Raw genomic sequence first — 12724 nt, 5'->3', positions numbered from 1 at the left:
GTGTAAAACGCAAGATTTTGGGTATATAGTGTATACTAAGACTAACAATGATAGTGGAAGAAGGGATTTCCTATGAGATCAAACTATGCTGATGATAGCTTAGCGCTACACACAGATTTATACCAAATCAATATGGCAGAGTCTTATTGGGCTGATGGTATACATAATAGAAAAGCGGTTTTTGAACTATATTTCAGAAAATTACCATTTGGTAATGGCTATGCCATATTTGCCGGATTGGAACGTATGCTTGAGTATTTACGAGACTTTCGTTTTAGTCAGTCGGATATCGAATATTTACGTCAAGAAGTTGGTTATAAAGAAGATTTCATTGACTATTTAAAAAACATTCGCTTTACAGGTGATATGTATTCAATGGTGGAAGGGGAACTCGTTTTTGCAAACGAACCAATTGTACGCATTGAGGCACCATTAGTGGAAGCTCAGCTAATAGAGACAGCTCTATTAAATATTGTGAATTATCAAACGCTAATTGCTACTAAAGCAAGTCGCATTAAGCAAATCGTAAAAGATGAAATGGCTATGGAATTTGGTACACGCCGTGCACATGAAATGGATGCAGCTATTTGGGGAACTCGTGCAGCCTTTATAGGTGGATTTGCTTCAACTAGTAATGTTCGTGCGGGCAAACTATTTAACATACCGGTAGCTGGTACGCATGCTCATGCGCTTGTACAAGCATATAAAAATGAGTATGATGCATTCCACGCCTATGCTAAACGTCATCGTAATTGTGTGTTTTTAGTGGACACATATAACACGTTAAAATCTGGTGTGCCGACAGCGATAAAAGTGGCAAAAGAACTAGCGGATAAAATTAATTTTATTGGTATTCGTCTAGATAGTGGTGATATTGCTTTCTTGTCAAAAGAAGCACGTCGTATGCTAGATGAAGCGGGATTCCCTGATGCGAAAATTGTTGTTTCGAATGATTTAGATGAATACACAATTTTGAACTTAAAGGCTCAAGGCGCACGCGTAGATATGTGGGGAATTGGAACAAAGGTTATTACAGCTTACGATCAGCCTGCGTTAGGGGCCGTCTATAAAATGGTGGCTATTGAAAATGAAGATGGTCAGTTGGAAGATACGATTAAAATTTCTGCAAATGCTGAAAAGGTTTCGACACCAGGTTTAAAAAATGTATATCGTATAATCGACTTGAAAAATGGTAAATCAGAGGGCGATTACATTACAATGCACGATGAAGACCCTCAATCCGAAGAACGCATAAAAATGTTCCACCCTGTGCATACATTTGTGTCAAAATTCGTGACGAATTTCGAGGCGAAAAATCTACATCAGCATGTGATTAATAAAGGTGAAATAATTTATCAAAATCCGAATTTGGTAGACATGCGCAATTATGCAGCTGAAAATTTAGAATTGTTATGGGATGAATACAAGCGTGCGATGAATCCAGAAGAATATCCAGTCGATCTAAGTCAAAAGTGCTGGGATAATAAAATGCGCAATATAGAAGAAGTGCGCGAAATGGTCAATCGAATTGTGAAAGGTTAAGGAGTGGAGAATGTTATGGCATTACAACAACAAATAATTAAAGAATTAAGAGTTTTGCCAACAATTGATGCACAGGAAGAAATTCGTAAATCCATTGATTTTTTAAAGGCATATGCAAGTCGATATAGCTTTGTTAAAGGATTTGTGCTTGGTATTTCTGGTGGACAAGATTCTACTTTAACTGGGAAATTAGCACAACTAGCTATTGATGAGTTAAATGCACAAGCGGGCGAGGAGAAATATTCATTTTGGGCAGTACGTTTGCCATATGGTGTTCAAATGGATGAACAGGACTGTCAGGATGCCATTGATTTTATTAAACCTACGAATACTTACACAGTGAATATTAAGGAAGCAGTCGATGCCAGTGTGCGTGCTTTAGAAAATGCAGGTGTTTCACTTAGCGATTTTGTAAAAGGGAATGAAAAAGCACGTGAGCGCATGAAAGTGCAATTTTCTATTGCTGCTATGAATAGTGCAGTCGTTTTAGGAACAGACCATGCAGCGGAAGCAATTACAGGTTTCTATACAAAGTTTGGTGACGGTGGGGCGGATTTAATGCCTATTTTTCGACTCAACAAGCGTCAGGGTAAACAATTGTTAGCTGCGCTTGATTGCCCTGAGCATTTGTATTTGAAAGTACCGACAGCAGACTTGGAGGAAAACCGTCCATCTCTACCAGACGAAGTGGCCCTTGGTTTAACATATGAGCAAATTGATGATTATTTAGAAGGGAAGGAAATTCCTGAGGATGCTCGCGAAACACTAGAGCAACACTATTTGCGTTCTCAACATAAACGCCATATGCCTATCACAATTTTTGATGATTTTTGGAAATAAAGCCTGTAAGAATAGAGTTGTACAAAAAAGTGATAGAAACTTATTTGACAATTCTATTCTTTTTTATATATTTTAGTTCTGTTTGCTTAATTCCTTGCATATAATGTCGATATAAATACCTATAAAGTTAGTAAAATAAAAAGGAGGGTAACTAATTATGAGGACTTCTAGTGTAAGTGCGACGACAAGTAGTACTTTTCGTAATGAACAACAGTATTTACATGCTGGTGATCTTAGTCATGACTTTAGCCATAACGCACAGCAACGATTTAAAAAAAGTATGCAAAAAATTAAAGATAAAAAGCTATTAAGTAAGAAGAGACAAATTCAACAACAACGTCACAATAAAATTGAGGCTACTTTTGTTGATAGTGAAGGCAACGTGCAAATTCATAATGAACTAAATGAAACAGCCGGAAAGCTGAGCCGTCTTAGCAAGCTAAAGAAGCGTCACAATAGTTACCGAACTTCCATATAAATGTTAATAAAGCCCTGTACCAAACTTGGTATAGGGTTTTTTGTTGGTGGATATTACTTAACATTCCTTTATTAATTTCCTTTGAGTTATCGGTGATGTTATCAGCTCGACAAGAAGTGCTTTTGACACCTTTTAATTATGGTTAAAAAAATAAAATTTGTAACTATTTTGTAAGTGGAACGTTATACTACTAAATAGGCTTGTTTTAAAAAACTTCAAACAAGCTATTTTTGAGGTAAATACTAGGGGAATACTCTTATAGATTTAAAATATAATTCGTGTATGCGACGGCTAATGGCACATTGATTGTGTTACAATGCAGTTTTCGATATGCTTAAAATAAAATTATCGTGCAATTCAAATAATTGATTTGTGTAAATGGGAGGGGTTTTGTTTTATGAATTTACAAATACAAATGGTATTAGAAAATATAGAAAAAGTAATGATTGGGAAGCGTGAGGTTGCCGAACTTAGTATCGTTGCTTTGCTTGCCAAAGGTCATGTATTACTTGAAGATGTGCCTGGAGTTGGTAAGACAATGATGGTGCGTGCACTTGCCAAATCATTTGATGCTCAGTTTAAACGTATTCAGTTTACACCAGATTTACTGCCATCCGATGTTGTAGGTGTCTCTATTTATAACCCTAAAACAATGGAATTTGAATTTCGTCCAGGACCGATTATGGGCGATGTAGTATTAGCTGATGAAATTAATAGAACATCACCTAAGACACAATCAGCATTACTTGAGGCGATGGAGGAAGCGTCAATCACAATAGACGGCAATACACTTGAAATTAACCAGCCATTTTTCGTTATGGCTACGCAAAATCCGATTGAACATGAGGGGACGTATCCGCTGCCGGAGGCGCAACTCGATCGGTTTTTACTGAAAATAAAAATGGGCTATCCAACTAGAGGACAGGAAGTAGAAATATTGCGACGTGCAGAAAACGGTAAGTCCATTGAAAAAATTGACGCTGTACTTACGCTTGCGCAATTAATTGAATTACAGGAGCTTGTGCAAGGTGTGTATGTCGAAGACTCCGTAAAAAACTATATGGTTGAGCTGGCGTCTCAAACGAGAGAGAATAACTATGTGTATTTAGGGGTCAGTCCTCGTGCAACAATTGCTTTGATGAAGGCATCTCAGGCGTATGCGTTTATGAAGGGTCGTAGCTATGTAATACCAGATGATGTTCAACATTTAGCACCATATGTTTTTAGTCACCGATTAGTGCTTAAGCCAGATGCGCGGTATGATGATGTTACAGCAGAGGAAATTATTGAGCGCATTTTGGCAAAAACACCTGTGCCGACAAAGAGGTTTGCAGAGCAATGAAGAAATGGCGTGCTCTTTTTGAAAAAAGTAAACATTTTCTATTAGTGAGCTTTCTAATGCTTATAACGTTTTGCTATGCAATGTTTCAAGGTGGTTTTGTAAGCTGGTTTGTATTTTTCACAGTGAGTCCATTTTTGCTATATGCCTTTATTTTTCAACTTGTTAGGGAGGACATTTACCGTGTAGAGCGGAAAATTGAACCTTCTCGTGTTGAAAGCGGACAATCTGTTAACGTGACAATTAGCGTTGAAAGAAAAACACGATTTCCATTTGCATATATGCTAGTAGAAGAGCTTGTTGGCAGCACGATGTTAGTTGAGTCAAAGGTACAAGAGAAAGACGCTATCAAATTTGTAGGCTTTAAAAAGGTTTTTAATTGGAGTTATACACTTGAAAGCTTGCCACGCGGTGAACATCGATATTTAGGTGAAAATATAATCTTCTATGATTTTTTCGGATGGGCAAAGAAAAGCATTCAAATAGAAAAAGAACAAACAGTTCTCGTTTATCCAAGAGTGCATGATATGAAATATGCTACATTACAAGCAAAATTAGATGTTGGGTCTATGATGGCTCCTTATTCCATTGTGAAAGATACATCAATGGCCATTGGTTTACGCGAATATGTACCAGGTGACCGCTTTTCGTGGATTCATTGGAAGTCTTTTGCGAAAACACAAACGCTACAGTCGAAGGAGTTTGAGGATCGTCAATCTCAGGAACTTCTGTTAATGCTTGATGAGGGTGCTTCTCCATTATTTGAAGAGAAAATTGAGCTGATAGCTTCGATGCTTAAAGCAATAGTGCAAGGTCGTGGAGAAGTTTCTTTTGTGTCAACAGGCGCAAAGATGAAAGTGTTCACTTCCATTCAAGGGGAAAAGCAACTAGATCAAGTGATGCATCATTTAGCTAGTGTAAAACCACTTGAAAATGCACAATCCCGATTACGCGATCAACAAGTTTTTCAGCGTGTTGCAACACTTTTATATGTTACGAGTGATATATCAGATGAACTATTACATACTTTAGGTAATTCGGTGAAAAGCTGTATTTGTTTTGTTGTGGCACAACAGACACAAGTACAGTCTGATGTAATAAAGCGTTATAAACATATTCAAGTCGTGTATGTAGACCCAACAGATTATTACCACTTGTTCACGGAGGTGATAAAGCCGTGAAAAAGTCACTAGAGAGTTTTATTGAACTGGCTATAGCTTATATCATTATTTTCTTTATATTACGTGAGTGGTTAACACCAGTAATGCTATTAACAAATACAGGTGAAAGTCATTTGCTTTTAATTTTTATTGGCTTAGCACTAGTACTGTGCCTATTTAAAGTTCGGCCTTTATTGTCGGGGCTTGTGAAATTAGGCTACATTACATGGTTCGTTATATTTGTTTATAGCGAGAACCCTTTTTTCTCAGGCCATACTATTCCGTTTTTAGTGAATGAAGTGACATTGAATATGGTGAACATTTTTTCAGGGAATTTCGGACAAGTATCAGATTCATTTAGAACAGTTCTGTTTTTGGCATTGATCTGGATGTTAATATATTTAATTCACCATTGGATTACTGTGCATCATAATATTTTCTATTTCTTCGTACTAACTGTATTTTTCATCGCTACTCTTGATACTTTCAGCGAATATAATGGGAAGCCAGCTATTATTAAAGTAGTAGTACTAGGTCTTATTATGACTGGTGTGCTTTTCTTAAAACGTTTAAGACTCCAAGTTGATGCGCCAAGTGAGCTAGTTAGAAAGTGGAAAATTATATTGCCGATGTTAATTTCGGTGGCACTCATTAGTATGGTAGCATTCTTTTTACCAAAAGCTGGACCTACATGGGCTGATCCAGTACCATTTATTAAAGGAGTGACAGGACAAGGCGTAGGAGATGGTCAAAAAACAGTTGGCTATAGTGATGATGATAGTAGATTAGGTGGACCGTATAAAGGTGATAATACATTAATTTTCACTGCAACTTCCCGCGACCGTCATTATTGGCGGATAGATACAAAAGATACGTATACATCAAAAGGTTGGGTATTGTCTGGTGAATATATAGGGGAAGCAGTTTTTGAAAATGATACCCCAATCTTTACTTCTCTGCCTGTTGGACCAACACAGAATGAACGACAAATACAGATGGAAATGGCTGTACCTATGCCATTTTTAATTCAAACGTATGGTATGCTGTCTGTTTCAGCAGAGGATCCAACATTGTATGTACAGGATGGACAAACGGAAAAAATAGTGACGAAACAACCAAGTGGTGAATTAGTAACTATGAGTAATGGTAGTAATAAATTACTGTCAAGTTACACGATATCTTATAGTGAACCAAATTATAGCTTGCAGCAACTTCAAAGGTCAGAGCCAGCTATGTTAGAAACATTAGATAGTTCCTATAATCGTTTCTTACAATTACCTGATACGCTTCCGCAGCGTGTACAAGATTTAGCGATTGATATTACGCAGGATAAAGCATCGATATATGAAAAAATAAAGGCGATAGAAGGATATTTTTCAAAAGGTGACTTTAGTTATGATAAAACAGCTGCCGCCTATCCTTCCGAAAATCAAGATTATGTAGATCAATTTCTGTTCGATACGAAAGTAGGATACTGTGATAATTTCTCAACATCAATGGTCGTCATGCTTCGGGCTATTGGTATTCCTGCCCGTTGGGTGAAGGGTTTTGCACCAGGTAATGCAGGTGGATTGTCTGATGGTTATCGCGAATATACGGTAACAAATGATAATGCGCATTCATGGGTAGAGGCGTATGTACCTGGTACAGGTTGGATAGAATTTGAACCTACAATTGGTTTTTCTGGTACTGTTAACATCAATTATGATTTACAACGAGATGTTCCTCAGCAAGAACAGGAACTGCAACCGGAAGAAAAACCAGAGCAACAACAAAAGAAAGAGCAACCCACTAAGAAAACAAATACGCAATCAGCATTTAGTTTTGATAGTGTATGGACGTGGATAAAAACATTAAAATATGTTTGGTTGGCACTCATTGTCTTGCTAATAATTATTGGTGTGACATTATTTGTACAACGAAAAACATGGATCCCTAAAATGCATGTGCGTGCCTATCGTAAAAAAGAAGCGGATTGGACGAACTTTGATTCATCTTATCAGGCATTAACGAAACAATTAGTACGCATTGGCTTAAGTCGAAAAAATGGCGAGACATTACGAGCGTTTGCTGAACGGGTGGATGCCGCTTTAGAAACGGAGGAAATGCGGAAGTTAACAGCGGTATACGAACAACATATTTATAGCAAGAATACGCAGAATGTTGACTACGTTAAACTGAGAGAAAGTTGGGAATATTTAATCAATCGCACAATCAGTTGATTTTAATGGGCACAAAGAGTAAAATGAAAAAAATTATATATGATTAGGATGGCTTTCATATAAGTTCGAAAATAGGGTTCGGATGTTTCTACGAAATCACCGTAAATGATTTCTCTATGAAGGTGAATGTTTTGGTTAGGTGAGGAGTTTTTATAAATCACTTTTCTTTGTTACGCATTCCCCTTTATATATCATGAACTTATGGACGCGTAGGAAGTTTTTTTACTTTCATACGCGTTTTTCTTTGAACATATGAAAACGTCCTTTAAAAATACAAGAAGAGGTGGAAATATTGTCAGCAAGCCCTTTATTAAAAGAGCAAGAAAAAATCGTCGTTCTAGACTTCGGTAGCCAATTTAACCAATTAATCACACGTCGTATCCGTGAGTTCGGTGTCTTCAGTGAATTACATCCACATACGATTACAGCAGAAGAAATTAAAGAAATGAACGCAACAGGTATCATCTTTTCAGGTGGTCCTAACTCAGTTTATGATGAAAATGCTTTCCATGTAGATCAAGCCATTTTTGAATTAGGCTTACCAATCCTAGGTATTTGCTATGGTATGCAATTAATGGCTTATACTCAAGGCGGTAAAGTTGAAGGCGCTGAAACACGTGAATACGGTAAAGCGGAAGTTCAAGTGACTACTGCAAATAAATTATTCGGTGAATTACCAACAGAACAAATCGTCTGGATGAGCCATGGCGACCACGTAACAGAAGTACCTGCTGGCTTTGAAATCATCGCAACAAGTGCATCTTGCCCAATCGCTGCTATGGCAAACGTAGAACGTAAATTATATGCAGTACAATTCCACCCAGAAGTTCGTCACTCTGTATATGGTAACGATTTACTACGTCAATTCGTATTCGATATTTGTGGTGCTAAAGGCGATTGGTCAATGGCGAACTTTATCGAAATTGAAATCGCAAAAATTCGCGAAATTGTTGGCGATAAAAAAGTATTATGTGCACTTTCAGGCGGGGTAGACTCTTCTGTTGTTGCAGTACTTATTCATAAAGCAATTGGTGATCAGCTTACATGTATGTTCGTAGATCACAACTTAAACCGTAAAGGTGAAGTTGAACAGGTTATGAAAACTTTCACAGAAGATTTCGATATGAACCTAATTAAGATTGATGCACGTCAACGCTTCATGGACAAACTTGCAGGTGTGTCTGATCCAGAGAAAAAACGTAAAATTATCGGTAACGAGTTTATTTACGTGTTCGATGAAGAAGCTTCAAAACTAGAAGGTATGGATTTCCTTGCACAAGGAACTTTATACACAGACATTATTGAATCTGGTACATCTACTGCTCAAACAATTAAATCTCACCATAACGTAGGTGGTCTTCCAGAAGACATGCAGTTCCAGTTGATTGAGCCATTAAAAACATTATTCAAAGATGAAGTTCGTGCACTTGGCTTAGAGCTTGGTCTTGATGAAAAAATCGTTTGGCGTCAACCATTCCCAGGTCCTGGTTTAGGTATTCGTGTACTTGGTGAAGTAACAGAAGAAAAACTAGAAATTGTTCGCGAATCTGACTTCATCTTACGTGAAGAAATCGCAAAAGCTGGCCTTGAACGCGACGTTTGGCAATACTTCACGGTATTACCTGATATTCGTTCAGTAGGCGTAATGGGCGATGCTCGTACGTATGACTACGCAATCGGTATCCGTGCTGTAACGTCTATCGACGGTATGACTTCTGACTGGGCACGTATCCCTTGGGATGTATTAGAGAAAATCTCTGTCCGCCTAGTAAACGAAGTAAAACACGTGAACCGCGTGCTGTATGACATTACTTCTAAGCCACCAGCAACGATTGAGTGGGAATAATCGCTAATAACAAGAGTCCTAAAAACCCTAATAATCCAGGGTTTTTAGGGCTTTTTTTATTGTTGTGCCATTTCAATCTTCAGAGTTACTCAATGTGTGCCAAATGTTGTAACCATTGAAGCATTTTAACTAGAAATATTAAGATGATATAAACTAATGTAGAGAGGCAAATTGCTGGCAAAGCGTTAGATATAGTAAACTGAATTTATGTAAAATGATTACGCTGTTGTTTAATTTAGGGGGATTAAAATGGAGAAAAGTATAGCGACGATTTATACACTTGCTGTTGGTATGCCGAAAGAAATGGACTATAGTAAAGGGCGATCAATGATTACAGGGATTGAAAAACAAAAAGTGCACGAAGTTTATTTGGCTACTCGTGGATTTGAAGGAGACGATGTTGCAGATAAAAAGCATCATGGTGGACCTGATCGTGCTGTTTGTCTATATCCTGCTGAGCATTACGGACAATGGGAAAGGGAGCTTGGTAAAGCATTGCCAACAGCAGCATTTGGTGAGAACTTAACGGTAACAAATATGCTAGAAGCGGATGTTTGTATTGGAGATATTTATAGAATTGGTGATGCCGTCATTCAAATTACGCAAGGACGTATTCCGTGTAGTACGATTGATAAATATACAAAGGCAGACACATTACTTAAACGTTTAATTGAAACAGGTTATACAGGCTTTCTAGCGCGTGTGCTAAGTGAGGGAACAATCTGTGCAGATTCGAAAATTGAAATAGTTGAAAGACACCCTGCTCGTATATCGGTTTTACATTGCAATGAAGTATATTTTAAAAACAATAACGCACTTGCGATGAAACGGATTCAAGCAGTAGATGCATTAGCGATGGATTGGAAACTAAAATTAGAAAAAAGAATTCAAGCATTAGAGAGCCGAGTAGAGAAGTAAGGTGAATGGTAGGAGCTCTTACGTAATGGGTATTTGAGGTTTCATATTTATTGCCTAAGGACTTCTTGTTGTGTGGGTGTAGGGCGAGTAATTGATATAATAGTCTTTGACACATTTACATACATTTGAAAAACTCCCTTTTATGTGCGCATAAAAGGGAGTTTTTTGACTACTCAATAGTTAGTTACATTCATGTTAAAAATGCAAAATGGTTGATTATAGCCTTTAATCAAAAATAAAAAACAGGAAAAGCAACTTGTATAAATGTAGTACTTTTCCTGTTTTTTTACGCTGTTTTTACAAAATCAGAACATTAATACCGTATTTTACACGAACTTTCGTATTTTTTTTATAAGAAATGTTCGGAAATGGGGTTGAAATCTAAAAAACGAAATGATATATTACGATTGTAAAGTAAATAAGTCGTCGTATAATGTCGGGAATATGGCCCGTGAGTTTCTACCAAGTTACCGTAAATAACTTGACTACGATTTTAGTTTTTATACGAATGTATAATAACTAATTTATTTCACACATTATTAGTGATGAAATGTATCGTAGACATGCGACTAGTAGAATAGTCAGCGTGTCTTTTTTGTTTTCGATATTGAAGACGACAATACGGAGGATATTTTTAAAATGAAAAAATATTTCATGTTCGATGAATTAGGTACTAATTATCGCCGCGAAATAATTGGTGGTATTACAACATTCCTTGCTATGGCATACATTTTAGCTGTTAACCCAGGGATTCTGGAAAGTGCGGGAATGGATAAAGGTGCTGTTTTCGTGGCAACAGCATTAGCAGCAGCAGTAGGTTCTTTGATTATGGGTATTTTCGCTAAATTCCCAATCTCATTGGCCCCAGGTATGGGATTAAATGCATTCTTTGCCTTCACGGTAGTAGGAACGTATGGCATTCCTTGGCAAACTGGTTTAACAGGTGTGTTCTTCTCGGGGATTATATTTATTATCCTTTCATTAACAGGTATTCGTGAAACAGTTATTAATGCAATTCCAGCACAACTTAAATATGCTGTATCAGCTGGTATTGGTTTATTTATTACATTTGTAGGGTTACAAGGAGCTGGCATTGTAGTTGATAGTCCAGCAACTTTAGTAACACTAGGAGCATTTACAGGTTCAACTCTTTTAGCAGTATTCGGTATTATTATTTCAATCATTCTAATCCTTAAATTCCGTAGTGTCGGTATTTTCTTAGGAATGGTTATTACAGCAATCGTTGGTATGATTACTGGTGTTATTGCAGCACCTGAAGCTGTTGTCTCATCAATACCAAGTGTAGATTCAACATTTATGGTTGCACTTAACCCAATTATTCATGACTTCGGTTCGTTAATAAACGTTAAATTTTTAGTTGTTGTATTAACATTTTTATTCGTTGACTTTTTCGATACAGCCGGCACATTAATGGCTGTGGCAACACAAGCTGGATTAGTAAAAGACGATAAATTACCACGTGCAAGCCGTGCACTTATGGCAGATGCACTAGCAACAACAATTGGTTCTTTATTTGGTACTTCAACAACTACTGCTTATGTAGAATCAACTTCTGGTGTAGCAGCAGGTGCTCGTTCAGGTTTTGCTGCAGTTGTTACAGCTGTATTATTTATAGTAGCATTATTCTTCTCACCATTACTTGCGGTCGTTACTTCAGCAGTAACAGCCCCAGCACTTGTTATCGTAGGTGTGTTAATGGTTTCGTCACTACGTTTAATTGAGTGGGATAAATTCGAAATTGCAGTTCCAGCGTTCTTCACTGTTTTAATGATGCCTCTTGGCTATTCCATTGCAACAGGGATCGCAATCGGTTTTGTATTCTACCCAGTAACAATGCTTTTAGCAGGTCGTAAAAAGGAAATTCACCCAATGATGTACGGATTATTCTTTGTTTTCCTTGCATACTTTATCTGGGTTCGATAATGTAAAGCCGAAATGGGCTCTGCTTAGTGAAAACTAAGTGGAGCTTTTTTCATTTAAAATTGTTTGAGTGCCTGGCACTTAATAATATAGAAGAAACTACTATTATATATTGACTGAATAGTTTTATTTTAATTAAACACTTGCAAACTATAATGTGAGATGATATATTTAAACACGTTGTTACGAAACAAGCGAACAACATACAGAAAGAAAATAATAGTTGACATCATATTGAATGTATGTTAAATTATAAAAAGTTACTTATTAAGTAGCTAGCAAAATGAACCTTGAAAACTGAACAAGCAAAACGTAATCAATATAGTTTTTACTAGCTAACTTAGTTAGTGAACGAAACAAAATTTTGGACATCAAAATTGATGCCAGCAAAACAATTTGAGCTAATCAAATTTCTTTTATGGAGAGTTTGATCCTGGC

Annotated in this window: 9 protein-coding genes and 2 riboswitches; all 9 genes read left to right on the top strand. The window is 37.0% G+C overall.

Annotated elements, in window-relative coordinates; all coding sequences use genetic code 11:
* The first annotated feature begins 72 nt into the window (after positions 1-72).
* The 9 genes from ACIP9C_RS21875 (at position 73) to ACIP9C_RS21835 (ending at position 12289) form a co-directional block, all read left to right on the top strand.
* Positions 73-1542, top strand: coding sequence for a nicotinate phosphoribosyltransferase (locus ACIP9C_RS21875; protein ID WP_401014603.1), 1470 nt, complete (start codon positions 73-75; stop codon positions 1540-1542).
* Positions 1543-1557: 15 nt separating this feature from the next.
* Entirely contained in the window at positions 1558-2382 is an 825-nt protein-coding gene (gene nadE, locus ACIP9C_RS21870; RefSeq protein WP_401014600.1) for an ammonia-dependent NAD(+) synthetase, read from the top strand.
* A gap of 157 nt (positions 2383-2539) precedes the next feature.
* Positions 2540-2860, top strand: coding sequence for an NAD synthetase (locus ACIP9C_RS21865; protein ID WP_401014598.1), 321 nt, complete (start codon positions 2540-2542; stop codon positions 2858-2860).
* 397 nt (positions 2861-3257) lie between these two features.
* Positions 3258-4202 carry an AAA family ATPase gene (locus tag ACIP9C_RS21860; RefSeq protein ID WP_401014595.1) on the top strand — a complete coding sequence of 315 codons (945 nt, stop codon included), beginning with the start codon at positions 3258-3260 and terminating at the stop codon, positions 4200-4202.
* Positions 4199-5380 (top strand): DUF58 domain-containing protein, encoded by a 1182-nt coding sequence (locus tag ACIP9C_RS21855; RefSeq protein WP_401014592.1) that lies wholly within the window; start codon positions 4199-4201, stop codon positions 5378-5380. Before ACIP9C_RS21860 ends, ACIP9C_RS21855 begins: the two co-directional genes overlap by 4 nt.
* A complete protein-coding gene (locus tag ACIP9C_RS21850) occupies positions 5377-7581 on the top strand; it encodes a transglutaminase TgpA family protein (RefSeq protein WP_401014589.1) in 2205 nt (734 codons plus the stop codon). The genes ACIP9C_RS21855 and ACIP9C_RS21850 overlap by 4 nt, the downstream gene beginning before the upstream one ends.
* Positions 7582-7616: 35 nt before the next feature.
* Positions 7617-7718: riboswitch (purine riboswitch) on the top strand.
* A gap of 155 nt (positions 7719-7873) precedes the next feature.
* On the top strand, positions 7874-9427 hold the full coding sequence (guaA, locus tag ACIP9C_RS21845) for a glutamine-hydrolyzing GMP synthase (RefSeq protein WP_401014586.1): 1554 nt from the start codon (positions 7874-7876) through the stop codon (positions 9425-9427).
* Positions 9428-9676: 249 nt separating this feature from the next.
* Positions 9677-10345, top strand: coding sequence for an MOSC domain-containing protein (locus ACIP9C_RS21840; RefSeq protein WP_401014583.1), 669 nt, complete (start codon positions 9677-9679; stop codon positions 10343-10345).
* Positions 10346-10751: 406 nt separating this feature from the next.
* Positions 10752-10853, top strand: a riboswitch (purine riboswitch).
* A 131-nt stretch (positions 10854-10984) separates the two neighbouring features.
* Positions 10985-12289: an NCS2 family permease gene (locus ACIP9C_RS21835; RefSeq protein WP_401014580.1), complete on the top strand. Its 1305-nt coding sequence runs from the start codon at positions 10985-10987 to the stop codon at positions 12287-12289.
* The last annotated feature ends 435 nt before the right edge of the window (positions 12290-12724 follow it).

It is taken from the genome of Lysinibacillus sp. NPDC093210, assembly GCF_044753985.1.
Lineage (GTDB): Bacteria > Bacillota > Bacilli > Bacillales_A > Planococcaceae > Lysinibacillus.
The sequence above is the reverse complement of the archived record's forward strand: the minus strand, read 5'-3'. Positions and strand labels throughout refer to the sequence as shown.

What these genes read in the sequence shown, in the direction of transcription:
- ACIP9C_RS21875 (WP_401014603.1), top strand. Translation starts at nt 73, where the DNA reads ATGAGATCAAACTATGCTGATGATAGCTTAGCGCTACACACAGATTTA.
- nadE (WP_401014600.1), top strand. Translation starts at nt 1,558, where the DNA reads ATGGCATTACAACAACAAATAATTAAAGAATTAAGAGTTTTGCCAACA.
- ACIP9C_RS21865 (WP_401014598.1), top strand. Translation starts at nt 2,540, where the DNA reads ATGAGGACTTCTAGTGTAAGTGCGACGACAAGTAGTACTTTTCGTAAT.
- ACIP9C_RS21860 (WP_401014595.1), top strand. Translation starts at nt 3,258, where the DNA reads ATGAATTTACAAATACAAATGGTATTAGAAAATATAGAAAAAGTAATG.
- ACIP9C_RS21855 (WP_401014592.1), top strand. Translation starts at nt 4,199, where the DNA reads ATGAAGAAATGGCGTGCTCTTTTTGAAAAAAGTAAACATTTTCTATTA.
- ACIP9C_RS21840 (WP_401014583.1), top strand. Translation starts at nt 9,677, where the DNA reads ATGGAGAAAAGTATAGCGACGATTTATACACTTGCTGTTGGTATGCCG.
- ACIP9C_RS21835 (WP_401014580.1), top strand. Translation starts at nt 10,985, where the DNA reads ATGAAAAAATATTTCATGTTCGATGAATTAGGTACTAATTATCGCCGC.